The sequence below is a fragment of the Aureimonas sp. CAS genome (assembly GCF_059838215.1).
Genome location: NZ_CM187563.1, coordinates 346,935 through 369,256, shown reverse-complemented (window position 1 = coordinate 369,256; position 22,322 = coordinate 346,935). Strand labels below are relative to the sequence as shown.

22 protein-coding genes are annotated in these 22,322 nt (G+C 69.4%); 13 read left to right on the top strand and 9 right to left on the bottom strand.

Features of this window, described 5'->3' with window-relative positions:
- Nucleotides 1-23: 23 nt before the first annotated feature.
- Both AC6R2M_RS01780 and AC6R2M_RS01775 read left to right on the top strand, forming a co-directional pair.
- Nucleotides 24-1,271 (top strand): OprO/OprP family phosphate-selective porin, encoded by a 1,248-nt coding sequence (locus AC6R2M_RS01780; RefSeq protein ID WP_500484905.1) that lies wholly within the window; start codon nt 24-26, stop codon nt 1,269-1,271.
- Nucleotides 1,272-1,350: 79 nt separating this feature from the next.
- Nucleotides 1,351-2,079, top strand: a complete 729-nt coding sequence (locus AC6R2M_RS01775) for a pyrimidine 5'-nucleotidase (RefSeq protein ID WP_500484903.1) — start codon at nt 1,351-1,353, stop codon at nt 2,077-2,079.
- Between the two features lie 9 nt (nt 2,080-2,088).
- On the opposite strand, the gene AC6R2M_RS01770 is transcribed toward AC6R2M_RS01775, so the two are convergent.
- A complete protein-coding gene (locus AC6R2M_RS01770) occupies nt 2,089-2,406 on the bottom strand; it encodes a hypothetical protein (protein ID WP_500484901.1) in 318 nt (105 codons plus the stop codon).
- Between the two features lie 129 nt (nt 2,407-2,535).
- On the opposite strand from AC6R2M_RS01770, the gene dapD reads away from it, so the two are divergent.
- Both dapD and AC6R2M_RS01760 read left to right on the top strand, forming a co-directional pair.
- Complete coding sequence (dapD, locus tag AC6R2M_RS01765; protein ID WP_500484899.1) at nt 2,536-3,384, top strand: 2,3,4,5-tetrahydropyridine-2,6-dicarboxylate N-succinyltransferase; 849 nt, start codon at nt 2,536-2,538, stop codon at nt 3,382-3,384.
- Nucleotides 3,385-3,519: 135 nt separating this feature from the next.
- Complete coding sequence (locus AC6R2M_RS01760; protein ID WP_500484897.1) at nt 3,520-5,448, top strand: methyl-accepting chemotaxis protein; 1,929 nt, start codon at nt 3,520-3,522, stop codon at nt 5,446-5,448.
- A gap of 96 nt (nt 5,449-5,544) precedes the next feature.
- Here the strand turns inward: AC6R2M_RS01760 and AC6R2M_RS01755 are convergent, their stop codons facing one another.
- On the bottom strand, nt 5,545-6,552 hold the full coding sequence (locus AC6R2M_RS01755) for a lytic transglycosylase domain-containing protein (protein WP_500484895.1): 1,008 nt from the start codon (nt 6,550-6,552) through the stop codon (nt 5,545-5,547).
- 244 nt (nt 6,553-6,796) lie between these two features.
- On the opposite strand from AC6R2M_RS01755, the gene dapE reads away from it, so the two are divergent.
- A complete protein-coding gene (dapE, locus tag AC6R2M_RS01750) occupies nt 6,797-7,996 on the top strand; it encodes a succinyl-diaminopimelate desuccinylase (protein WP_500484893.1) in 1,200 nt (399 codons plus the stop codon).
- On the opposite strand, the gene truA is transcribed toward dapE, so the two are convergent.
- From truA to def, 3 genes are read right to left on the bottom strand one after another with little or no spacing between them, the layout of a single operon-like run.
- A complete protein-coding gene (gene truA / locus AC6R2M_RS01745) occupies nt 7,942-8,730 on the bottom strand; it encodes a tRNA pseudouridine(38-40) synthase TruA (protein WP_500484891.1) in 789 nt (262 codons plus the stop codon). The two genes, dapE and truA, sit on opposite strands and share 55 nt — an antisense overlap.
- Entirely contained in the window at nt 8,730-9,683 is a 954-nt protein-coding gene (gene fmt / locus AC6R2M_RS01740) for a methionyl-tRNA formyltransferase (RefSeq protein ID WP_500484889.1), read from the bottom strand. Before fmt ends, truA begins: the two co-directional genes overlap by 1 nt.
- Before the next feature lie 34 nt (nt 9,684-9,717).
- Nucleotides 9,718-10,233 (bottom strand): peptide deformylase, encoded by a 516-nt coding sequence (gene def, locus AC6R2M_RS01735; RefSeq protein WP_500484887.1) that lies wholly within the window; start codon nt 10,231-10,233, stop codon nt 9,718-9,720.
- Nucleotides 10,234-10,460: 227 nt separating this feature from the next.
- Between def and AC6R2M_RS01730 the strand changes: the two genes are divergently transcribed.
- Nucleotides 10,461-11,969: a trypsin-like peptidase domain-containing protein gene (locus AC6R2M_RS01730; RefSeq protein WP_500487451.1), complete on the top strand. Its 1,509-nt coding sequence runs from the start codon at nt 10,461-10,463 to the stop codon at nt 11,967-11,969.
- A 4-nt stretch (nt 11,970-11,973) separates the two neighbouring features.
- On the opposite strand, the gene AC6R2M_RS01725 is transcribed toward AC6R2M_RS01730, so the two are convergent.
- Nucleotides 11,974-13,197: a lytic murein transglycosylase gene (locus AC6R2M_RS01725; protein WP_500484885.1), complete on the bottom strand. Its 1,224-nt coding sequence runs from the start codon at nt 13,195-13,197 to the stop codon at nt 11,974-11,976.
- 259 nt (nt 13,198-13,456) lie between these two features.
- Between AC6R2M_RS01725 and dnaJ the strand changes: the two genes are divergently transcribed.
- From dnaJ to AC6R2M_RS01705, 4 genes are all read left to right on the top strand, one after another.
- Nucleotides 13,457-14,605 (top strand): molecular chaperone DnaJ, encoded by a 1,149-nt coding sequence (dnaJ, locus tag AC6R2M_RS01720; protein ID WP_500484883.1) that lies wholly within the window; start codon nt 13,457-13,459, stop codon nt 14,603-14,605.
- Between the two features lie 98 nt (nt 14,606-14,703).
- On the top strand, nt 14,704-15,324 hold the full coding sequence (locus tag AC6R2M_RS01715; RefSeq protein WP_500484881.1) for a class I SAM-dependent methyltransferase: 621 nt from the start codon (nt 14,704-14,706) through the stop codon (nt 15,322-15,324).
- Nucleotides 15,325-15,358: 34 nt separating this feature from the next.
- Entirely contained in the window at nt 15,359-15,997 is a 639-nt protein-coding gene (locus AC6R2M_RS01710) for a class I SAM-dependent methyltransferase (RefSeq protein ID WP_500484879.1), read from the top strand.
- A gap of 117 nt (nt 15,998-16,114) precedes the next feature.
- Entirely contained in the window at nt 16,115-16,693 is a 579-nt protein-coding gene (locus tag AC6R2M_RS01705) for an HdeD family acid-resistance protein (protein ID WP_500484877.1), read from the top strand.
- 13 nt (nt 16,694-16,706) lie between these two features.
- Here AC6R2M_RS01705 and AC6R2M_RS01700 read toward each other — a convergent pair whose 3' ends face one another.
- Nucleotides 16,707-17,462, bottom strand: a complete 756-nt coding sequence (locus AC6R2M_RS01700; protein ID WP_500484875.1) for an SDR family NAD(P)-dependent oxidoreductase — start codon at nt 17,460-17,462, stop codon at nt 16,707-16,709.
- Nucleotides 17,463-17,605: 143 nt separating this feature from the next.
- Between AC6R2M_RS01700 and AC6R2M_RS01695 the strand changes: the two genes are divergently transcribed.
- The 3 genes from AC6R2M_RS01695 to hrpB are packed head-to-tail and all read left to right on the top strand — an operon-like array spanning nt 17,606 to nt 20,593.
- A complete protein-coding gene (locus tag AC6R2M_RS01695) occupies nt 17,606-17,860 on the top strand; it encodes a type II toxin-antitoxin system Phd/YefM family antitoxin (RefSeq protein ID WP_500484873.1) in 255 nt (84 codons plus the stop codon).
- Nucleotides 17,857-18,129 carry a Txe/YoeB family addiction module toxin gene (locus tag AC6R2M_RS01690; protein ID WP_500484871.1) on the top strand — a complete coding sequence of 91 codons (273 nt, stop codon included), beginning with the start codon at nt 17,857-17,859 and terminating at the stop codon, nt 18,127-18,129. Before AC6R2M_RS01695 ends, AC6R2M_RS01690 begins: the two co-directional genes overlap by 4 nt.
- Entirely contained in the window at nt 18,119-20,593 is a 2,475-nt protein-coding gene (gene hrpB / locus AC6R2M_RS01685; protein WP_500484869.1) for an ATP-dependent helicase HrpB, read from the top strand. Before AC6R2M_RS01690 ends, hrpB begins: the two co-directional genes overlap by 11 nt.
- Here hrpB and panB read toward each other — a convergent pair.
- Nucleotides 20,590-21,408 (bottom strand): 3-methyl-2-oxobutanoate hydroxymethyltransferase, encoded by an 819-nt coding sequence (gene panB, locus AC6R2M_RS01680; RefSeq protein WP_500484867.1) that lies wholly within the window; start codon nt 21,406-21,408, stop codon nt 20,590-20,592. The two genes, hrpB and panB, sit on opposite strands and share 4 nt — an antisense overlap.
- Entirely contained in the window at nt 21,405-22,277 is an 873-nt protein-coding gene (gene panC / locus AC6R2M_RS01675) for a pantoate--beta-alanine ligase (RefSeq protein WP_500484865.1), read from the bottom strand. Before panC ends, panB begins: the two co-directional genes overlap by 4 nt.
- Between the last annotated feature and the right edge of the window lie 45 nt (nt 22,278-22,322).

Sequence of the window (22,322 nt, the reverse complement as noted above, 5' to 3'; positions counted from 1 at the left end):
CCCTCGACCGGTGAACCCTCTTGATGCCCTTTTCCCTTTGCGCCGCCTCCGGCGCTCTCCTCGCCTTCGCGACGATCTGCATCCCTCACGCGGCCTTGGCCCAGTCCGCGGGCGACGACAGCGATCTCTTCCCGCAGGACGAACAGATCCTGCGCTTCGGCGCGTCCGACCGGAACATCACGATCGCGCCCTTCATCCAGCTCGACGGGGGCTACGTCTCGCCGGAGCCAGGCGGCGGGAGCGGCTTCTCCGAGGGGCTGCGTCTGGCGCGCCTCTATCTCTACGGCGCCTACGACCATTTCGGCGGAACGCTCGCCTTCGATCTGGAAAACGACGACTTCCCCATCCGCTACGCCTTCGTCACCTACGAGCCCAATGACCGTCTGACCTATCAGTTCGGCCAGCAGGACGAGCCCTTCTCGCTGCAGGATCTGTCCGGTTCGCGTTTCCTTCCCTTCGCGGAGGCGGGCCAGAGCGCCACGCTCGGCACCGGCGACAACGTCGGCGCACAAATCCGATACGGCGGGGACGACCACTCGCTGGCGCTCGGCGTCTTCGGCGGCGACCTCAACAATTCGGTCCGCGACAACGGCATCGCGGTCACCGGCCGCGCGACCTGGGCGCCGATCTACCGCGAGAGCGAGATCACCCCCGGCGGCGACGCGGCGGACGATGGCGTCGGCACGCAGCGGGTCGATGACCTCCTGCATCTGGGCGCTGCGATCTCGGTGCGCGGCGACATCGACCGCTCCTTCTCCTTCGGCGGCAACGCGAACTCCTCGCTGACCTCGCGCACGCTGGCGGCGAGCCCCACCTTCGACGGCGCGGACACGCTGGTGCGCGCCAATCTGGAGGCGGCGCGCTCGATCGGCTCGCTCTCTTTCCAGGGCGAGCTGACCGGCATCCATGTCCACGCGCCGGGCCTGTCCGGTTTCGGCCACGGCGGCTATCTCTACACCACCTATTTCGTCACCGGAGAACGGCGCGGCTACGACCGTCAGGCCGGCACCTTCGGCCGCGTCGTTCCGATCAACCCGATCGACGAGGGCGGGTTCGGCGCCTTCGAGATCGGTGCGCGGGCCGACTATCTCGACCTGTCCGACCTCGGGCCGGAGGGCGGCACGCAGTTCGGCCTTTCGGCGGTCGCCAATCTCTATCTCACCAAGCGCTTCATGCTGACGGCGGACTATTCCTACACGCAGGCCACCTCCGGCCCGAACGATGGCGACCGGGTCCATGCCGTCACCGGCCGGTTCCAGTTCGCCTACTGAGCACCGTACGTCCCGCGTAAAGACGGGGACGAGCCCTGCGGGGCTTGACCCCGTAAGCGCGAGCCTGTCGAACGGAGCCATGACACCGACCGCCACCACCATCCGCCGCACCGCCGAGGCGACTCCCGCCGATTTCGCGCATGTGCGCGACTGGGTGTTCGACCTCGACAACACGCTCTATCCGCGCAAGACGAACCTCTTCGCGCAGATCGACAGCCGCATGACGAGCTTCGTCGGCGAGCTCCTGAAGCTCGAGCGCGACGAGGCGCGCGTCGTCCAGAAGCAGTTCTATCGCGACCACGGCACGACGCTGCGCGGGCTGATGACGGTTCACGACGTCGATCCGGACGCGTTCCTGAACTACGTCCACGACATCGACTATTCGGGCATCCGTCCCGATCCGGCGCTCGGCGAGGAGATCAAGGCGCTTCCCGGCCGCAAGTTCATCTTCACCAATGGCGACCGGGGCCATGCGGAGCGTACGGCGCGCGCGCTCGGCATCCTCGATCATTTCGAGGACGTGTTCGACATCGTTGCGGCCGGGCTGATCCCGAAGCCGGCGGCCGAGACCTACGACAAGTTCATGGGCCTGCACCGCATCGACACGACCCACGCGGCCATGTTCGAGGATCTGGCCCGGAACCTGGAGGTGCCCAAGCGCCTCGGCATGCGCACCGTCCTCGTCGTGCCGGAGAATTTCGAGACGGCGCTCGGCGACGCCTGGGAGCACGAAGGGCGCGAGGGCGAGCATATCGACTTCGTCACCGACAGCCTCTCCGGCTTCCTGCGCCGCATCCGCGGCGACTGACGGCGGGACTCAGCGGCCGAGAAGCGAGCGGTCCGTCTGCGCCAGCGAGGCGGAGCCGTCGGTCGCCGCATCCTCCATCATTCGGTCGGCGGTCCGGCCCGACCCGGCGGCGGCGCGGTTCTCGTTGAAGACGTCGTCCATCGTCTCGTTGGCGCTGGCCGCATCCTCGCCCTCGGGAACCTTGGCGGCCTCGCGGTCGCGGCGCGAGGCCGCGTCGAGATCGCTGCGGCCGGTCTTCGCGGCGCGCTCGTCCGCCTCGATGGTCTCGGGCGTGTCCTTGTCCTGCTGGCCCCGCATCATCTTCGGATCGGTGTCGAATCCTGACATGTCCTGTTCCTTTCGGCTTCAGATTGGGGAACGGGCGCCCGAGTGGGCGGTTCCGGCGGCTTGCGATTGACGGCGGGCCGCTCCCTCCCCTATCCCGCCCTCGACGGATTTCAGGAGAGAGCTGCCGCGATGACCGACCATTCGAGCCTCGAGACGACCATCGAAGCCGCCTTCGAGGCGCGCGACGGCGTGAACGCGTCGACGACCGGTGAGGTGCGCGAGGCCGTGGACGCCGCGCTCGCCCTTCTCGACCGCGGCGAGCGCCGCGTCGCCGAACGCGGGGCCGACGGCAGCTGGACCGTGAACCAGTGGCTCAAGAAGGCCGTTCTCCTCTCCTTCCGCCTCAACGACATGACCATCGTCGAAGGCGGTCCGGGCGGCGCGACCTGGTGGGACAAGGTGCCCTCCAAGTTCGAGGGCTGGGGTGAGGCGGAATTCCGGCATGCGGGCTTCCGCGCCGTGCCGAACGCAGTCGTCCGCCGCTCCGCCTTCGTGGCCAAGGGCGCGATCCTGATGCCCTCCTTCGTCAATCTCGGCGCCTATGTCGGCGAGGGCACGATGGTGGACACCTGGGCGACGGTCGGCTCCTGCGCGCAGATCGGCGCGAACGTGCATCTGTCGGGCGGCGTCGGCATCGGCGGCGTCCTGGAGCCGCTGCAGGCCGGCCCGACCATCATCGAGGACAATTGCTTCGTCGGCGCCCGCTCCGAGGTCGTGGAGGGCGTGATCGTGCGAGAGGGCTCTGTCCTCGGCATGGGCGTCTTCCTCGGCCAGTCGACCAAGATCGTCGATCGCGAGACCGGCTCGATCACCTATGGCGAGGTTCCGCCCTATTCCGTCGTCGTGGCGGGCGCCCTGCCCGGCAAGCCGATGGGCAACGGCGAGCCCGGCCCGTCGCTCTACTGCGCGGTCATCGTGAAGCGGGTCGACGAGCGCACCCGCTCCAAGACCTCGATCAACGACCTCCTGCGGAACTGACGCGAGGAGCGTTCTTTTTCGTTCGATGCGTGGCTGTGTCCAGATTTCGCCGTTTTTGTCGGCGGCATCTGAACAGAAAATATACAAATGCAACCGCAAGTTCGAGCTCCGATTTCTCTGGTGCTCGAACGTGTCATGAACTTGACGATTTCCCGGAAGCTGTTCGGACTGATCGCGATCGCGGCTGTCCTCACCCTCGTCGCGATGGGCTTCCAGCTGAAGATCCTCTACTCCGCGATGTACAGCGAGCGGCAGAACGCGCTCGTCACGCAGGTCGAGGCCGCCCAGAGCATCCTGGCCTATTTCCACGGTGAGGCGCAGCGCGGCGCCATGTCGGTCGAGGAGGCGCAGATACGGGCGCGCGAGGCGATCCGCCCCGTCCGCTACGGCGACAACGACTACATCTTCATGTACCAGCCGGACGGCGTGCGCGTGACGCATGCCGACCCGGCGCTCGAAGGCAAGAGCGGCTGGGACACGCAGGACACGCGCGGCACCTTCCAGGTCCGCGAGATGATCGAGCGGGCGAATGCCGGCGGCGGGTTCACGACCTACTATCGCGCGCGCCTTTCCGGCGGCGACGAAATCCCGAAGCTCGCCTACTCCAATCTCTTCCAGCCCTGGGGATGGACGATCGCGGCCGGCCTCTACATCGACGACCTCTACGCCAACTTCCTCGTCGCTGCGAAGAGTGCCGCGCTCGCGGGCGGCGCGCTGCTGCTGCTTCTGCTTCTCGCCGCATGGCCGGTCGCGCGCTCGATCACGCGTCCGATCAATACGATGACGGGTCAGATGAACCGTCTGGCGGGCGGCGACAAGTCGGTCGAGATCGAGGGCGTGGGCAAGCGCGACGAGATCGGCCAGATGGCCAAGGCCGTGCAGAGCTTCAAGGAAGCGGCGATCGAGCAGGAGCGTCTGGAGGCGGAAGCGGCCGCGATGCGCGAGCGCGAGACCGCCGCGCGCGACCGGCAGGCCGTGGCCGACCGGCGCAAGGCAGAGGAGCTGGAAGGCTTCGTCCACGGCATCGACACCGGCTTCGAGGGCCTTGCGGCCGGCGATCTGACGGTGCGCATGAGCGAGGCGGTCGCCGAGGAGTACGAGCCGATCCGCCGGCGCTTCAACACGACGGTGGAGCGCCTGGAGGCCACCTTCGGCTCGGTCGTCACCTCCATCGGCACGATCCGCAACGGCCTGTCGGAGATCAACGTCGCCTCCAACGATCTGGCGCAGCGCACCGAGCAGCAGGCGGCGAGCCTGGAACAGACCGTCGCGGCGCTCTCGGAGGTGACGCGCGGCATCGACGAGACCGCCAGGGGCGCGGCAGAGGCCCAGCAGGCGGCGGAGACGACGCGTCTGGGCGCCGAGCGCGGCGGCGAGATCGTCGGCAAGGCCGTCCTCGCCATGCAGGCGATCGAGCAGTCCTCCGAGCAGATCGGCAAGATCATCGGCGTCATCGACGAGATCGCCTTCCAGACGAACCTCCTCGCCTTGAACGCGGGCGTGGAGGCGGCGCGCGCCGGCGAGGCGGGCCGGGGCTTCGCCGTGGTGGCGCAGGAGGTGCGGGGTCTCGCCCAGCGCTCGGCGGAGGCGGCCAAGGAGATCAAGAACCTGATCTCGACCTCGCGCGGGCAGGTCGAGGACGGCGTCGAGCTGGTCTCGGCCTCCGGCCGGAGCCTGGAGGAGATCGTCGCGCAGGTGACCGCGATGAGCTCGACGGTGGCGGCGATCGCCCGCTCGGCGCGCGAGCAGGCCATGTCGCTGAAGGAGGTCTCGACGGCCGCCGACCAGATGGACAAGGTCACGCAGCAGAACGCGGCGATGGTGGAGGAGGCGACGGCGGCCGCCCAGGCGCTGGCCGACGAGACGGACACGCTCGCCTCACTGATCGAGGGCTTCAAGCTGGCGGCGACCACGGGCCATGCGGCGCAGGCGCGGCGCTCGGGCACCCGCCCCTCGCCGGCCCGCGCGAGCACGCCACGGCCGGTGGCGCAGATGCGCACGACCGGTTCGGGCGGCGCGGCGCGCAAGGTCGAGGAACAGGCGGACGGCTGGGAGGAGTTCTGAGCCTCCTCACTTCCATGCCATCACATGAAGAAGGCCGGCGGAGCGATCCGCCGGCCTTCTTCATGTCCGGGTGACGGTCTCGCGGCGAGCGGCGGATCAGCCGCCGAAGCGCGCGGAATCGGGTTCGGAGAAGGCCTCAGGCGCTGCAGCCGGCGGCTCGGCGGAAAGCGAGAGCGTCGGCTCGACCTGCGGAGCGGCCGCGACCTCCGCGACGGCAGGCGACGGCTTCGCCTCCGTTTCGGGCCCAGCGCTTTCGGGACGGGCGCTTTCAGGACGGGCGCTTTCGGGACGGGCGCTCGGCTGGGCGACGGCCCGTTCGGCCTGAGACCGACCGGCCTCGATCGCGGCGCTCGCGGCGTTCGACGAAGAGGGGTTCGGCGCCAGCGCCGCGGCCACGACGGAGCGCTCCGCTTGCGCGGCGGCAGGGGCCGAGGCGACCTGCGTCGAAGCCGCGCTCTCTGACGGCGTCGCGCCCGGCGCGACGGTGGTCGCCGGGGCGTTCACGGCGAGCTGCACCGGGGCTCCGGAAAGGATCGGGTTGCCGGCGATGCGCGCCATGTGCTGGCGCACGCGGCCACAATAGGCGGCGGCCGAGCGCGTCATCGTCGTCGCGCGGTGCCCGCCCTTGTACTTCATCGAGGCGCGGCAGACGTCCCGGCCGCCCTTCTCCCAGGCGCCCGCCAGATAGCGCATGCCGTAGCGAAGATTGGTGGCCGGCTCCAGAAGGTCCTCGGCCGAGCCGGAGAAGCCCATGGAGCGCGCGGTGGACGGCATGATCTGCGACAGGCCGTAGACGCCGCGGCCGCGGGCGCGCGGATTGTAGGTCGATTCGACATGGACGACGCCAAAGGCGAGGTCGCGCGGAATGTTGTTGGCGTCGGCGGCCTGGGCGATCATCTGGTCGATGGCCTTGGAGCCCGAGATCGTGCCGTTCTCGCGGCGGATGGGGGCGAGAGCGGTGGTCGTCGCCTCCGAATTCACCGCCGCTTCGGCCTCGGCCGCTTCCTTCGCGGCGACCTCCTCTTCCGCCGCGGTCTGGGCGAAGTTCGCCATGCCCTGCGACTGGCCCGACACGCAGCCCGAGAGGAGGATGGGTACCGCCATGATAGCCAGAGCCTGACACGCGCGTCGCTGGACGCCGGATGCCTTCGAACCGGCCATCGTGGAAAGCATGTATCGGCCCCCGCGCCGTTGATCCCGGCGCATGGGATCGGCGCGAAACGGGGCCAAAAGAAGGCACGGGCGGGGCACGATCCAGCCCGGGGCGATTCTCGAAACCTTTCGAACAGGTTTACGAGGCGTCCAAACGCGCTTGGCGCGTGCCCCGGTGCGGGGCTATCAGGACGGCATGACACAGCTCCCCACCGATCCCGTCGAAAACCTCGCGTCCCTCATCCGCTGCCCGTCCGTGACGCCGGACGAAGGCGGCGCGCTGTCTTCGCTGCAGGCGATGCTGGAGCCGCTCGGCTTTGCCGTCGAGCGCCCGGTCTTCCGTCAGGCCGGCACGCCGGATGTGGAAAACCTTCTGGCGGTGCGGGGCGCGAGCGGCCCTCACCTCGCCTTCGCCGGCCACACGGACGTCGTACCGCCCGGCGACGAGGCCGCGTGGCGCCATTCGCCCTTCTCCGCGGCGATCGAGAACGGTGAGATCTACGGGCGCGGCGCGGTGGACATGAAGGGCGGGATCGCCTGCTTCGTCGCCGCGATCGCGCGCCTTGCGTCCCGCGACGCGCTGCCCGAGGGCCGGGTGTCCCTTCTCATCACCGGCGACGAGGAGGGGCCGGCGCTGAACGGCACGGTCAAGCTTCTGGACCATGCCATCGGGCGCGGCCACCGCTTCGACGCCTGCGTCGTCGGCGAGCCGACCAGCGCCAAAGCGATGGGCGACATGGTGAAGGTCGGCCGCAGAGGCTCCCTGTCGGGCACGGTGACGGTCTTCGGCCGCCAGGGCCACGCCGCCTATCCGGACCGGGCGGCGAACCCGATGCGGATGCTGCCCGCCGTGATGGAGGCACTGCAACGCGAACCGCTCGACGCCGGCACCGAGTCCTTCCAGCCGTCGAATTTGGAGATCACGACGGTCGATACGGGCAACCGCGCCGGCAACGTCATCCCGGCGAAGGTCGGCCTCGCCTTCAACATCCGCCACAACGACCTCTGGAACGCCCGGACCCTGGAGGCCGAACTGCGCCGCCGCCTGGAGACGGTCGTTCCGGCGCACTGGGCCGCGCGCGGCGTGACGGTCGAGCTCACCTGCCTGCCGACCAACGCGGACGCGTTCCTCACGCCCGAAGGCGACCTGACCCGCTCGATCGGCGAGGCGATCCACGCCGTGACCGGACGTCGCCCGGAGATGTCGACGACCGGCGGCACGTCGGATGCGCGCTTCATCAAGAACGCCTGCCCGGTGGTGGAGTTCGGCCTCGTGGGCTCGACCATGCACATGGTGGACGAGCGCGTGCCGCTGAAGGATCTTGAGACCCTGACGCGGATCTACGAGGATTTCGTCATCCGCTGGTTCGCCTCGGCGAACGGGGCTTCGGCGTAGTCCACCCTCGTCAGATAAAGACCGTCCGGCGGCGCGACCGGGCCGCAGCTCTTGCGGTCCTTCGCCTCCAGCGCCGCGACGAGGTCGTCGGCGCTCCAGCGATGCTCGCCGACGAGTTTCAGCGACCCGGCCAGCGAGCGGATCTGGTTGTGCAGGAAGGACTGCGCCGAGGCGTGGATGTGCACCTCGTCGCCCGCCGCCACCACGTCCAGCTTCTCCAGCGTCCGCACCGGGTTCTTCGCCTGGCAGTGGGTGGAGCGGAAGGTGGTGAAGTCGTGCGTGCCCAGAAGCCGCTGGGCGGCGTCGTGCATCGCGTCGACGTCGAGCCTTCGCCAGCACCACCAGACCTTGCCCTTGAGAAGCGTCGGCGGCGGGCGGCGGTTGAGGATGCGGTAGAGGTAATGCCGCTTGCGCGCCGAGAAGCGTGCGTCGAACCCGTCCGGCACGCGCTCGGCGGAGAGGATCGCGACGCCCCCGGCCTCGCGCAGCCGCGCGTTCAGAGCGTCGCGCACCGTCGCGTCGCGTCGCTCCTTCGGCAGATCGACATGGGCCACCTGCCCCGTCGCGTGAACGCCCGCATCGGTGCGCCCCGCGCCGAAGACCGTGACCGGCTCGCCTGCGAAATCCGCCAGCGCGATCTCCAGCGCGCCCTGGACCGACAGGCCGTTTGCCTGACGCTGCCAGCCGCAATAGGGCGCGCCGTCATATTCGACGGTGAGCTTGTAGCGCGGCATCAGCCGGCCCGGCTGCCCGGCACGGGAGCGCTGCCCCGGAAGAAGGTCTCGGCGTCCATCGCCCTGCCGCCCGCGCGCTGGAGTTCCAGAAGCCGCACCGAGCCCGTGCCGCAGGCGATCAGGCGACCCCCTTCGAGCGGGGTGCCCGGCTCGGCCGAGCCCTCGGCCGGCGCCGCGCGCAGGAGCTTCACGCGCTCGGGACCTGCGCCGAAGTCCATCTGCGTCCACGCGCCGGGAAAGGGCGAGAAGGCGTTGATGCGGGCAGCCACGTCCCTGGCCTCGCGCGAGAAGTCGATGCGCGTCTCGGCCTTGTCGATCTTGCGGGCGTAGAGCGTCTCGCGCCCCGTGCGCGCGGCGATCTCGTCCTGCGTCTCGAAGGACAGCGCGCCTGCCTCCAGCTGCGCCAGCGCCTCCACCATGCCATCGGCGCAAAGGGCCGACAGCCGGTCATGAAGGTCGCCCGCCGTCTCGGCCTCGCCGATCGGCGTCTGGCGCGTGACGGCGACGGGTCCGGTGTCCAGCCCCTCCTCCATGCGCATCACCATGACGCCGGTCTCGGCATCGCGCGCCTCGATGGCGCGCTGGATGGGCGCGGCGCCCCGCCACCGCGGAAGCAGCGAGGCATGGCCGTTCAGCGCGCCGAAGCGCGGCGCATTGAGGATCGGCTTAGGCAGAAGCAGGCCGTAGGCGACCACGATCGCGACATCCGCGCCCAGCGCGGCGAAGGCGTCCTGCTCCTCGGCGGATTTCAGCGAGACGGGGTGACGCACCTCGACGCCCAGCTCGGCCGCGCGCGCGGCGACCGGAGAGGGCGTCGGCGCGAGCCCCCTGCGGCCGGCGGGCCGGGGCGGCTGGGTGTAGACGCAGACGATCTCGTGCCCGGCCTGCGCCAGCGCGTCGAGCGTCGGCACCGAGAAGGCCGGCGTGCCCATGAAGACGATCCGAAGGCTCATCGCCCGCCCTTCTCCGCCGATCCGGCCGAAGCGGTCAGGCCACCGCCCTCTTGGCCGCCTTGGTGAACTTCTTCACCACCATCTCGCGCTTGAGCTTGGAGATGTGGTCGATGAAGAGAACGCCGTCGAGATGGTCGATCTCGTGCTGCAGGCAGGTGGCCAAAAGGCCGTCGGCCTCGATCTCCTGGGTCTTTCCGCTCAGATCGAGATAGCGCACGGTGATCGTCGCCGGCCGCTCGACCTCCGCGTAGTAATCAGGGATCGAGAGGCAGCCTTCCTCGTAGACGGAGGGCTCGTCGGAGCGTTGCAGGATCTCCGGGTTCAGGAAGACCTGCGGGCGCTTCTCCTCGTCCTCCTTCGCGAGGTCGATCGTGACGATGCGCAGGGGCTCGCCGATCTGGATCCCGGCGAGACCGATGCCGGGCGCGTCATACATCGTCTCGAGCATGTCGTCCGCCAGCCGGCGGACCGCGTCGTCCACGCGCTCCAGGGGCGCGGAGACCTGGCGCAGGATCGGATCGGGAAGGATGATGAGCGGCTTGATCGTCATGGCCGTCAGGTAATCCGCGCCCGCGCGACGGTCAACTCGATCGGATCGGGGCGGCGATCCAGCACCGAACGCCCGCCGGGACGGGCGAAGGCTGATCCCCACAGGAAAATTCGAGATAAATGCGACCGCTGCACGTAACCTCTTGACAAAGCCTTAACGCCGCATGGATCAAATCGGCATCTTCCGCGTTCCTCTCTCGTCGAAAGACTGGAAGGGGCTTGGAGATCATGGGGCGTTCGCTGAAGGCAATTCTGGCCGCCTCCGTCGTGTTCGCGGCGGGCGCCTCGCTGTCGATCTCCGCGCCGGCCCCGGCCTTCTCGGCACCGGCCTCGGTGTCGGAAACCGCCGATCTCGCCTCCGCCTACAACGACCACACCGACGTCGAATTCCGGCAGGGGCTGCAGATGCGCCTCGCCTGGACCGGCGACTATGCCGGCGCGTTCGACGGCCGCGTCGGCGCCGAGACGCTGCGCGCCATCCGCGATTTCCAGGCCCGCCACGGCTTCGAGGCGGACGGCGTGATGAACGAGCGCTTCCTGCAGTCGCTCGTCGCGGCCAGCGACCTCGCCGTCAAGGCCGTCGGCTTCGAATGGTACGAGGATGCCAATACGGGCGTTCGGGTCGGCCTGCCGCTCGGCGAGGTCTCCTCGGTCGGCCGCACCGAAGTCGGCTCGATGTGGCGCTCGCCGGACGGCCGCGTCGAGATCGAGACCGTCCGCTTCAACGAAGAGGGCTACAGCCTTCCCGACATCTTCGAGATCCTGTCGCAGGAGAGCGCGACCAAGACGGTCGAGCGCGCGGACTTCATCGGCGACCACTTCATCCTCACGGGCCTCGAGGACGGGCGCGAGTTCTTCATCCGCTTCGACGGAGAAGGCCAGGATCTGCGCGGCTTCTCGGTGTCCTACCCGCCGCAGCTCGCCGAGCGGTTCGCGCCCTACATCACGGTCGCGTCGAACTCGTTCGAGCCCTTCGCGCTGCCGATGGAAGGCGGGCTCGTTGCCGGTCTGCGTCCCGACGATTCCTTCTCGCTCGCCTTCTCCGGACCCGAGATGGCCGGGGTCCGGGCGGTTCCCGGCGGAACGAGCGAACAGGAGGCCTCCCCCGGCTTCGACGGTTCGGGCACGGGCTTCGTCGTCTCCGACGACGGCTGGCTGATGACGAACGCCCATGTGGCCAATGCCTGCAAGACCGTTCTCGTCGGCGAGCACGGCGCGGCTTCGCAGGTTCTGGTGGACGAGGAGAACGATCTGGCCCTGGTGAAGGTCGACGGCGTCGATCTGGGCGAGCCGCTGGCGATCGTGGAGGGCAAGCCGCGCCTGGGCGAGGACATCCTGGCGCTCGGCTATCCGCTGCGCTCGATCCTGGCCGATTCCCTGAACGTCACGCGCGGCAACATTTCCTCGCTGCTCGGCCTGATGAACGACCCGAACTACATCCAGATCTCGGCGGCCGTTCAGCCCGGCAATTCGGGCGGTCCCGTCATCGACCTCGCGGGCCGCGTGGTCGGCGTCGTCACGGCGAAGCTCAACGCGGTCGCCGTGGCCGATCTCACGGGCGACATCCCGCAGTCGATCAACTTCGCCATCCGCCCGGACGCCGCGACGCGGTTCCTGCAGGCCAACGACATCGACTACCGCGTCGCCGACGAAACGCTCGATCTTCAGAGCGTGCCGGACGCGACGGCCAACGTGCAGGACTCGATCCTCCCGATCGTCTGCCTCGGAACGCGCTGAAGCTTCAGCCGAGCCGGCCCTTCAGCTCCCGGCTCGGCCAGCAGGTCGCCGACATCCCGGACGCCTCTTGGAACGCGCCGATCGAGCGCCGCGTCTTGAAGCCCGGCAAGCCGTCCACGCCGCCGACGTCCCGGCCCTGCGCCACCAGCCGCTCCTGCATCCGGGCGACGTCACCGCGCGTCAGCCCGTCCACGCGAACCCAGTCGCCCTGGAAGGGGCCGCCGCCGCGCATGCGGTCGGCCGCATGGCCGATGAACAGCGCGTAGAGGTCGGAATTGTTGTATTCCTTGATGACGTAGAAGTTCGGCGTGGCGATGAAGGCCGGGCCGTAGCGGCCCGCCGGCATCATCAGGAAGCCCTGTGCGTTCGTCTCGTTGGCCGGGAAGGGACGGCCCGAGACGCGGGTGACGCCGGCATTCACGAATTGCGAGATGGGGCGTCCCTGGTCCGGCCCCTCCAGCGTGCAGGAGACGTTGTCGGGCACGTTCGCCTCGAAGCCCCAGTCGCGGCCCGGCACCCAGCCGGACTGGCGCAGATAATTGGCGATCGAGGCGAGCGTGTCGGGCACGGAGTTCCAGATGTCCTTGCGCCCGTCGCCATCGAAATCGACCGCGAGCTCGAGGAACTTCGTCGGCATGAACTGCGGCTGCCCGAGCGCGCCCGCCCAGGACGACTTCATCTGCGATGGCGTCTTGTGACCTTCCTCGACGATGCGCAGCGCCGCGATCAGCTCGGCGGTGAACATCTCCCGGCGCCGGGCCAGATAGGCCTTGGTCGCCAGAACCTCGAACGCGTCGTGCGGAATGGAGGCCGAGCCGAAGGCGGATTCGCGGCCCCAGACCGCGAGGACGACCGGCCCCGGAACGCCGTAGCGCTGCTCGATCCGCTGCAGGAGCCCGGCATGCTGCTGGAGCAGCGAGCGGCCGCGCGAGACGACGCCGTCGATGGAATTGAAGTAGGCGTGCGGGCTCTGGAACTCGGCCTGATGCTGGGTCTCCGAGACGCCCGCCGACTGACCGGGCAGAACGAGGTCGGGCAGGCGCAGGTTCGGGCGGACGTTTCCGAGCGCGGCATCGAAGGTCGCGCGGCTGACGCCTTGCGCGCGCGCCTGCGGCCAGATCTGATTCTCCAGGAACGGCCGGAAGCCGGCTTCGACCCCTTGCGCGGCGGCGCTCTTCGGTCCGAGCAGCGCGAGCGCCAGGAGAAGCGCCGTGAAGATGGTCCGCATCCAAAGCCTCGCCGGTTCGCGCCCCCGCGAGGCGGCGGGAACGTCCTCGATCCAGCGGCCAGCATAGTCGCCAGACTTGTGTCGGGCCTGTGGCGGCGCGGCGGGCGCGCTTCCGCTTCGGCGAGCCCTATGGTAACGGCGGGGCGAGGTGCCCATATCGGGCAAGTCCGGTCGGCTTCGATCGGCAGCAATTCTTGCGAACCCTCGAGTCCGCACCCTTTCGCCGACGTCTGATAACACACGCCGAGAGCAAAGAGCTTTGTCCGTCAAGGTCGACTATTACGAAGTCCTCGGCGTCGCGAAGAACTGCGACGAGAAGACCCTCAAGGCTTCCTTCCGCAAGCTCGCGATGCAGTACCACCCGGACCGCAACCCCGGGGACGCGGAGGCCGAGCGCCGCTTCAAGGAGATCGGCGAGGCCTACGAGTGCCTGAAGGACCCGCAGAAGCGCGCGGCCTACGACCGCTTCGGCCATGCCGCCTTCCAGAACGGCGGCGGCGGTGGCGGCTTCCGCGGCGACTTCTCCGCCTCCATGGCGGACATCTTCGACGACATCTTCGGCGAGATGATGGGTCAGCGGCGCGGCCGGCCTCAGGGGGCGTCCGGCCGCGAGCGCGGGTCCGACCTTCGCTACAACATGGAAATCTCGCTGGAGGAGGCCTTCTCCGGCAAGACCGCCGAAATCCGCGTGCCGACGACGATCCAGTGCGACGCCTGCACGGGCACCGGCGCCAAGGCCGGCACGGCGGCGCGCACCTGCGCCACCTGCGGCGGCGCGGGCCGCATCCGCGCGGCTCAAGGGTTCTTCGCCGTCGAGCGCACCTGCCCGACCTGCCAGGGCCGGGGCGAGACGATCACCGACCCGTGCGACAAGTGCGGCGGCGAAGGCCGCCTGCCCGAGGAGCGCGACCTGTCGGTCAACATTCCCGCCGGCATCGAGGACGGAACGCGCATCCGCCTCGCCGGCGAGGGCGAAGCGGGCCTTCGCGGCGGTCCGGCGGGCGATCTCTACATCTTCCTGTCGGTGCGCCCGCACGAGTTCTTCCAGCGCGACGGGGCCGACCTCTTCGCCAAGGTCCCCATCTCCATGACGACCGCCGCGCTCGGCGGCCAGTTCGAGGTCTCCACCCTCGACGGGCTCTCGACGCGAGTGAAGGTTCCCGAAGGCACGCAGTCGGGCAAGCAGTTCCGCGTGCGCGGCAAGGGCATGCCGGTGCTGCGCTCGGCCCAGACGGGCGACCTCTTCATCCAGGTGACGATCGAGACGCCGCAGAATCTGTCGCGGCGCCAGCGCGAGCTTCTGGAGGAGTTCGAGGAGATCTCCTCCTCCGACAATTCGCCCCAATCGGCCGGTTTCCTATCACGGATGCGCGAATTCTTCGAAGGGCTCGGAGACACGCGGGCCTGATACGGGCATAAGGGAGAAGCGACCCGGCCCGCCGGGCCCGTACCGACGGTGAGGAACGGGGTTTCGGCATCGCGCCGGTCCGTCCGAGAGGAGAACGGATGACGCTTCGATCCCGCTCGAACACCTGCACGAAGGCTCCGGTCGAACACCGGACCCAGGGCAGCTTCCTTCGGACCTGGCTCCGGGATCCGCTGAAGGTCGGAGCGGTCTTTCCCTCGTCCAGGGCGCTGGCCCGCGCCATGGCCGAGCGGGTGCCGGACCGGATCGACCCCGATGCCGTCGTCGTCGAGCTCGGTCCCGGCACCGGCGTGATGACGCGGGCGCTGCTCGAGCGCGGACTGCCGGAAGAGCGTCTGGTCCTCCTGGAATACTCGCCGGACTTCTGCGCGCTGCTCGCGCAGCGCTTTCCCGGCGCCACGATCGTTCCGGGCGACGCCTACCAGCCGGGCGAGGCCTTCGCGAAGGCGCTGAACGGCCGTCCGATCGCCGCCGTCGTCTCCAGCCTGCCTCTGATGGCGCGGGGCGAGGCCGAGCGCGAGGCCGCGCTGCGCAACCATCTTTCCCGGATGCCCGTCGGCGCCCCCTTCATCCAGTTCACCTATTCGCCCACTCTGCCCGTGCGGGCCGAACGGATCGGCGCGCGCGTCGAGACCGCTCCCTGGGTGAAGCTCAATCTGCCGCCGGCGCGCGTGCTCGTCTATCGACGCCTGCGCGCGTAGAGGCTCGCCGGCCGCCGAACGATCAACCGAAAGCTTGAGGAGACGCGTCGAGATGGCCGAGGCCAAGCGGATGACCGGGGAAGCGGAAGGCCGGCACAAGGGCGACTGGGTGAAGTTCTTCGGAACCTGGATGCGCCATCCCGGCGCCATGGGTGCGATCGCCGCCTCCTCCCCTCGTTACTGCGACGAGATGGTGGCTCAGTCCACGACCCATCTCGACGGTCCGATCCTGGAGCTCGGTGCGGGTCTCGGCGTCGTCACCCGCGCGCTTCTGCGCGCCGGCGTCGAGCCGTCCCGCATCACCTCGATCGAGTTCGACAAGGATTTCGCCAAGGCTTTGGCCGAGCGTTTCCCCGAGGTGGACGTGATCTGCGGGGACGGGCTCGACCTGACCGAAACGCTGGCGGGCCGCGAGGGCGAGCGCTTCGCCTCGATCCTCTTCGCCATCCCGATCGTCCGCTTCCCGCAGGAGCGCCGCCGGGAACTGCTCGACCACTATTTCGAGCGCATCATGCCGGGCGGAAACCTGACGCAGCTCTCCTATTCCTGGGTTCCGCCGATCCGCGCCGACCCCGCCCGCTACGCCACCTCCTCCTCGCCCGTCGTCTGGGCAAACCTTCCGCCGGCCCGCGTCTGGGTCTACCGGCGGGCGCAGGAAGCGGCAGCGCGCTAGCCGATCCTTGGGGAGCATCGTCGCACTCGCCCTGACGTCGATAGCGTCCATGCCCGAACCGTCCTACCGTTTCGGTCGCCGGCGGACAGGCCGGCGTGAGAAGGAGCGCCGAGCGCCATGTCGATCGAACCGAACGGACCCCAGCTGACGCCGACCGAGGCGGACATCCGCCACCACGTCCACCAATACTGGAAGGCCTATGCCATTCAGGGCGCGGTGCAACTGGTGCTGGGGCTGATCGCCGTCGCCGCGCCCTTCGCGGCGACCTATGTCACCGTGATCTTCTTCGGGGCTCTCCTCGTCAGCGCCGGAATTCTCGGCCTCGTCGGCGCCTTCTCCATGCGCGGCCTGGCGGGCCGGCGGTCGGGGATCCTGTTCTCGGTCCTGATCCTGCTGCTCGGGCTGGTCGTCCTGTTCGACCCCTTCGCGGGCGCGGTCTCGCTGACCGTTCTGATCGCGGTCTTCTTCCTGCTCTCGGCCTTCGCCAATTTCGCCTTCGCCCGCGCGATGCACCATGCGAACGGCCGTTCGACGCTGCTCTATCTGTCCGCCGCCCTGAACATCGCCCTGGCGGTGTTCCTGGTCGTCGGCCTGCCGGGCACCGCCGTCGTGGCGATCGGCCTCTTCCTCGGCTTCTCCTTCGCGCTCTCCGGCGCGGCGCTTCTGGCGGCGGCCCTCGGAGCGCGCCGAAGCTGACCCTTCGAGACGGTCAGACGTGCTGGCCGCCGTTGATGTGAATCTCGGAGCCGGTGACGTAGGAGGACTGGCCCGAGCACAGGAAGAAGATGATGTCGGCGACCTCGGAGGTGAGGCCGAGGCGGCGCAGCGGGATCGTCTCGACGATCTTCTCCGTGCCGGGCGACAGGATCGCCGTATCGATCTCGCCGGGCGCGATGGCGTTCACCCGGATGCCGGCGGGACCGAAATCGGCGGCCATCTCGCGCGTCAGCGAGGAGAGCGCGGCCTTGGAGGTCGCATAGGCGGTGCCGGCGAAGGGGTGGACGCGGCTGCCGACGATGGAGGTGACGTTGACGATCGACCCCTGCGCCGCGGCCAGCTCGTTGTAGAGACCGCGCGCCAGCATGATCGGCGCGAAGAAGTTCACCTGGAAGACGTCGCGCCAGACATGCATGGGCGTGTGGATGGAGTCCATCCGCGCGCCCTTCTCGGCCTTGGGCGAGATGGCGGCGTTGTTGACGAGCGCATGCAGGCGCGAGCCGTCGCTCTCCAGCCGGCGGCGGATTTCCGAAGTCGCGTAGCCGACGTCCTCGGGGTCCGAGAGATCGACCTTGATGTGGTCTTCAGGCCCCGCGGGCCAGGGACAGTTCTCCGCGAAGTCCTGGCGCGAGCAGGTGATGACCCGCCAGCCTTCGCGCGAGAAGCGCTTGACCGTCGCATGGCCGATGCCGCGCGAGGCTCCGGTGAGAACCAGCGTCTTGCGCTCCTGCGCGGCGGTTTGCGACATCACCGAACTCCTCTGCCCGAAACATCGTGCGTGGCCGCCCTCTTAGCCCATGCGGCAGACGGAAGCGAACGGGATTCGGGCGTTGACCGGACGTCGACGACCTCCGATATTCCACCCATGGTCGACAACCGACGAGGCGCCGGATGACCGAGGTCACTCTTTCAGACTTCAGAGCCCATCTCGAAGAGCATCTGACCCGCGCTTCGCAGGATCGGGAGGAGGTCGTCGTGATCCGGTCCGGCGACGAGCCGATGGCGGTTCTTCCCCTTTCCGAGCTGCACTCGCTGCGCGAAACCTTACACCTTCTTTCAAACGCGTCGAACGCGGAAAGACTGCGGATTTCGATTGCGCAGCTCGATGCCGGAAGAGGCTCGGAGCGCCAGCTCGTCGACCAGTGAAGATCGTCTTTTCCGAGACCGCTTGGGACGACTACCAGTTCTGGCTCTCAAAAGGCGGGGCCGAGCTGGAGCGTCTGAACGAGCTCATCCGTAGCTGCTCGAGGGTGCCTTTCAAAGGTATCGGCAAGCCGGAACCTCTAGCTGGAAATCTCAAAGGCTGGTGGTCCAGGAGGATCACAAGCGAGCATCGTCTCGTTTACAGGGTTCGTGGTTCGGGGAGCGAGCAGGCTTTGGAGATCGCAGCTTGCCGATTCCACTATGACCGCTGATCTTTCGACAGCTCTCCCGCCCCTCCCCCGCCTTCCCGTCACGGACATTCTCGACGCGCTGGCGCAGGCACTGGAGACGGGCGGCATGGCCGTGCTCGTCGCGCCGCCCGGCGCGGGCAAGACCACGCTCGTGCCCCTCGATCTCCTGCGCCGCGACCTGATCGGTGACGGCCGCATCCTTCTCGTCGAGCCCCGGCGCCTCGCCGCGCGCGCCGCCGCCTCGCGCATGGCGTCGCTGCTTGGGCAAAGCGTCGGCGAGACGGTCGGCTGGCGCATGCGGCTCGACACGCGCGTCTCGAAGGCGACGCGCGTCGAGGTCGTGACCGAAGGCGTCTTCACGCGGATGATCCTCGCGGACCCCGAGCTGGCCGGCGTCTCGGCCGTCCTCTTCGACGAGTTCCACGAGCGTTCGCTGGAGGGCGATTTCGGCCTCGCCCTGGCACTCGACGTCCGCTCGGCCCTGCGGGAGGATCTGAAGCTCCTCGTCATGTCGGCGACGCTCGACGGCGCGAGGGTCGCCAGCCTTCTGGACGCTCCGGTGATCGAGAGCGAGGGCAGAGCCTTTCCGGTCGAGATCCGGCATGTCGACCGCGATCCCGTAGAGCCGATCGAGGACGCGATGGCTCGCTCCATCCTCGACGCGTTGGCCTCGGAGACCGGCAGCATCCTCGCCTTCCTGCCCGGCCAGCGCGAGATCGAGCGCACCGCCGAACGCCTGGCCCCGCGCATCGCCGCGAGCGTGATCCTCGCGCCCCTCTTCGGCGCGATGGAGGCGGGTGCCCAGGACCGCGCGGTGCGCCCCGCCGAAGCGGGCACGCGCAAGATCGTGCTCGCCACCTCCATCGCCGAGACGTCGCTGACGATCGAAGGCGTTCGCGTCGTCGTCGATTCGGGGTTAGCGCGCCGGCCTGTCTTCGAGCCATCCACCGGCCTCTCCCGGCTGGAGACCGCCCGCGTGTCCCGCGCCAGCGCCGCCCAGCGGACCGGGCGCGCCGGACGAACCGAGCCCGGCGTCTCGATCCGGCTCTGGCGCGCGGCGCAGGAAAACGCGCTCGACGCGTTCGACCCGCCGGAGGTCCTCTCGGCCGACCTGTCCGGCCTTCTCCTCGACTGCGCGGCCTTCGGCGTCGCAGACCCGCGCGACCTCGCCTTTCTCGACCCGCCGCCTCTGCCGGCCTTGACGGAGGCGCGCGCGCTCCTGACCGATCTCGGCGCCTTCGACGAGGACGGCCGCATCACGCCGAGCGGAACGGCCATGCGCGCGCTGGCTCTGCCGCCGCGCCTCGCGCGGATGGTGACGGGCGCCGCGCCCGGAGCCACGCGCCGGCATGCCGCCGAGATCGCCGTCCTCCTGACCGAGCGGGGCCTCGGTGGAACCGACACAGACCTCGACGAGCGCCTGCGGCGCTGGCGCGCCGATCGCGGCCCCCGCGCCAAGGCGGCCGCGGGCCTCGCCTCGCGGATCGCCTCGGGCGGACCGGCGGACGGGATCGAGACACGGGAGACGGGCGCGCTGCTGGCGCTGGCCTATCCGGACCGAATCGCCGTCCAGAGAGGCGCGCGGGGCGCCTATGTCCTCGCCAACGGGCGCGGCGGGGCGCTGGACGAGACCCATGCTCTGTCGCGCGAACGGTTCGTCGTCGTGGCCGAGCTGCAGGGGCAGGCGCGCCAGCCCCGCATCCTGTCCGCCGCCGCCCTGTCGCCGGAGGGCCTTGCCGAGATCGGCGGCGACCGCATCGTCGAGGAGCGTCGCGTCGCCTTCGACGCGGCCAGTCGGTCCGTGCGCGCGCGGCTGGTGAGGCGCATCGGCCGCGCCACGCTCGAAGAGGTTCCGCTGCGCGATCCCTCACCTGACGCGGTCCTCGCCGCGCTTCTCGACGGCATCGCCAGGCTCGGCCTCGGCGTCGTTCTGGACGACAAGGAGACCGAACGCCTGCTGCAGCGCCTCGCCTTCCTCGCGACCGAGATCGGGGAGCCCTGGCCCGCATTCGACGAGGCGACGCTCGCCTCCACGCTGCCGGAATGGCTCGGGCCTTTCGTGCCGGGCGCATCGCGCATCGCCGACATTCCGGGCGCCGCCGTGCGCGAGGGTCTGATGTCGCGCCTGCCGCATGGCCTTGCGGGCGAACTCGACCGCGCCGCGCCCTCCCACTTCACCGCGCCGACCGGCTCGCGCCTGCCGATCCGCTACGAAAGCGGGCATGCGATCCTTCCGGTCCGGGTTCAGGAGCTGTTCGGCCTCACCCGCCATCCGAGCGTCGCGGGCGGTCGATTGCCCCTGACGCTGGAGCTGTTGTCGCCCGCCCATCGGCCGATCCAGGTGACGCGCGACCTGCCGGGCTTCTGGTCGGGCTCGTGGCGGGATGTTCGGGCCGATCTGCGCGGGCGCTATCCGAGGCATCCCTGGCCGGAGGACCCGGCGACCGCGCCCGCCACGGCCCGCGCCAAACCGCGCGGGACCTAATCCTTCGGCTGGTAGACGTTCTCGGGACCCGGAAAGCTCCGGTTCCGCACGGCGGCCGCGTAGGCGGCGATCGCCGCCTCCCCTGCGGTCCCGAGATCGCCGAATTTTCGGACGAAGCGCGGCACCTTCTCGTTGAAGCCGAGCATGTCCTCCAGAACGAGAATCTGCCCGTCGCAGGCAGCGGAGGCGCCGATGCCGATCGTCGGCGCCGCGATCTCGGCGGTGACGCGCGCGGCCAGGGGCTCGACGACGCCCTCCACGACCACGGCGAAGGCGCCGGCCTCGGATACGGCCCGCGCGTCGGCCAGGACGCCGTCCCAGGCGGCGCGCTCGCGCCCCTGCGTCTTGAAGCCGCCGAAGGCCATGACCGACTGCGGCGTCAGGCCGATATGGGCCATCACGGGAATGCCACGGGCGGTGAGGAAGCGGATTGTCTCCGCCATGCGCTCGCCGCCCTCCAGCTTCACCGCCGCGCAGCCCGTCTCCGCGAGAACCCGTGCGGCGCTCTCGAAGGCCTTCTGCGGCCCGGCCTCGTAGGAGCCGAAGGGAAGATCGACGACGACCATGGCCTGCGCCGAACCGCGCATGACGGCAGCGCCGTGCAGGATCATCATCTCCAGCGTCGCACCGAGCGTCGATTCCATGCCGTGCTCGACCATGGCGAGACTGTCGCCGACGAGGATGAAATCGCAATGCGGATCGACGAGCCGCGCCGTGGTGGCGCTGTAGGCGGTCAGCGAGACGATGGGCTCGCCGCCCTTGCGCGCGAAGATCTGCGGCGCCGTCAGGCGCTTCTGCGTGGCACGCGCGCTCATGACCCCGTTCCCGCTCCGCGCTTCGCCGGCAGGACACACTGGTCGATCAGAAGGACGGCGCCGAAACGCACGGTGACGAGCACCACCGCGTCGCGCTCCCCCAGCCGGTCGATCGGCCCCAGCGTCTCGGCGTCGCGGATGTCGATCGAACCCACGCTCGCGCGCGGCTCCCCGGCGAGATGCCGAGCCATCGCCGCGACGATGGCCTGCGGATCGTGCTCGCCGCTTTCGGCCAGCCGCGCCGCCCGGTCCATCGCGCCGGGCACGACGGAAGCGCTCGCACGGTCCTCCGGCGACAGGCGCACATTGCGCGAGGAGGCCGCCAGCCCGTCCGGTTCTCGGACGGTCGCGACGCCGACGATCTCGACCGGAACGCAGAGGTCGCGCACCATGCGGCGGATGACGGCGAGCTGCTGGAAATCCTTCTCGCCGAAATAGGCGCGGGTCGGCTGGGCGATGTTGAAGAGCTTGGAGACGACGGTCGCCACGCCCCGGAAATGGCCGGGCCGCTGCACGCCGATCAGAATGTCCGACAGGGTCTCGACCTCGACATGCGTCTCGATCGGCTCGGGATACATTTCCGCCACGCCGGGCGCGAAGACCAGATCGACGCCGTTCTCGCGGCAGAGCGCGAGATCGCGATCCAGATCGCGCGGATAGGACGAGAAATCCTCGTTCGGGCCGAACTGCGTGGGGTTCACGAAGATCGTGAGGACGACGATGTCGTTGTCCGCCCGCGCCCGGCGCGCCAGCTCCATATGGCCATGGTGGAGATAGCCCATGGTCGGGACGAGCCCGATCGAGCGGCCCGCCCGGCGGTGCGGTTCGAGCGCGGCGCGCAAGGCTGCGATGGTGTCGACGATATCCAATCCCGGCCCTCGTCCTCCCGAAGTCGATCTCCCCTTTGCCGATTT

What these genes read in the sequence shown, in the direction of transcription:
- def (WP_500484887.1), bottom strand. Translation starts at nt 10,233, where the DNA reads ATGACGATCAAGCCGCTCATCATCCTTCCCGATCCGATCCTGCGCCAG.
- AC6R2M_RS01755 (WP_500484895.1), bottom strand. Translation starts at nt 6,552, where the DNA reads ATGGCGGTACCCATCCTCCTCTCGGGCTGCGTGTCGGGCCAGTCGCAG.
- AC6R2M_RS01705 (WP_500484877.1), top strand. Translation starts at nt 16,115, where the DNA reads ATGTCGATCGAACCGAACGGACCCCAGCTGACGCCGACCGAGGCGGAC.
- AC6R2M_RS01760 (WP_500484897.1), top strand. Translation starts at nt 3,520, where the DNA reads ATGAACTTGACGATTTCCCGGAAGCTGTTCGGACTGATCGCGATCGCG.
- AC6R2M_RS01730 (WP_500487451.1), top strand. Translation starts at nt 10,461, where the DNA reads ATGGGGCGTTCGCTGAAGGCAATTCTGGCCGCCTCCGTCGTGTTCGCG.
- AC6R2M_RS01715 (WP_500484881.1), top strand. Translation starts at nt 14,704, where the DNA reads ATGACGCTTCGATCCCGCTCGAACACCTGCACGAAGGCTCCGGTCGAA.
- truA (WP_500484891.1), bottom strand. Translation starts at nt 8,730, where the DNA reads ATGCCGCGCTACAAGCTCACCGTCGAATATGACGGCGCGCCCTATTGC.
- dapE (WP_500484893.1), top strand. Translation starts at nt 6,797, where the DNA reads ATGACACAGCTCCCCACCGATCCCGTCGAAAACCTCGCGTCCCTCATC.
- panB (WP_500484867.1), bottom strand. Translation starts at nt 21,408, where the DNA reads ATGAGCGCGCGTGCCACGCAGAAGCGCCTGACGGCGCCGCAGATCTTC.
- dapD (WP_500484899.1), top strand. Translation starts at nt 2,536, where the DNA reads ATGACCGACCATTCGAGCCTCGAGACGACCATCGAAGCCGCCTTCGAG.
- AC6R2M_RS01725 (WP_500484885.1), bottom strand. Translation starts at nt 13,197, where the DNA reads ATGCGGACCATCTTCACGGCGCTTCTCCTGGCGCTCGCGCTGCTCGGA.
- AC6R2M_RS01780 (WP_500484905.1), top strand. Translation starts at nt 24, where the DNA reads ATGCCCTTTTCCCTTTGCGCCGCCTCCGGCGCTCTCCTCGCCTTCGCG.
- hrpB (WP_500484869.1), top strand. Translation starts at nt 18,119, where the DNA reads ATGACCGCTGATCTTTCGACAGCTCTCCCGCCCCTCCCCCGCCTTCCC.
- fmt (WP_500484889.1), bottom strand. Translation starts at nt 9,683, where the DNA reads ATGAGCCTTCGGATCGTCTTCATGGGCACGCCGGCCTTCTCGGTGCCG.
- AC6R2M_RS01700 (WP_500484875.1), bottom strand. Translation starts at nt 17,462, where the DNA reads ATGTCGCAAACCGCCGCGCAGGAGCGCAAGACGCTGGTTCTCACCGGA.
- AC6R2M_RS01775 (WP_500484903.1), top strand. Translation starts at nt 1,351, where the DNA reads ATGACACCGACCGCCACCACCATCCGCCGCACCGCCGAGGCGACTCCC.
- AC6R2M_RS01770 (WP_500484901.1), bottom strand. Translation starts at nt 2,406, where the DNA reads ATGTCAGGATTCGACACCGATCCGAAGATGATGCGGGGCCAGCAGGAC.
- AC6R2M_RS01695 (WP_500484873.1), top strand. Translation starts at nt 17,606, where the DNA reads ATGACCGAGGTCACTCTTTCAGACTTCAGAGCCCATCTCGAAGAGCAT.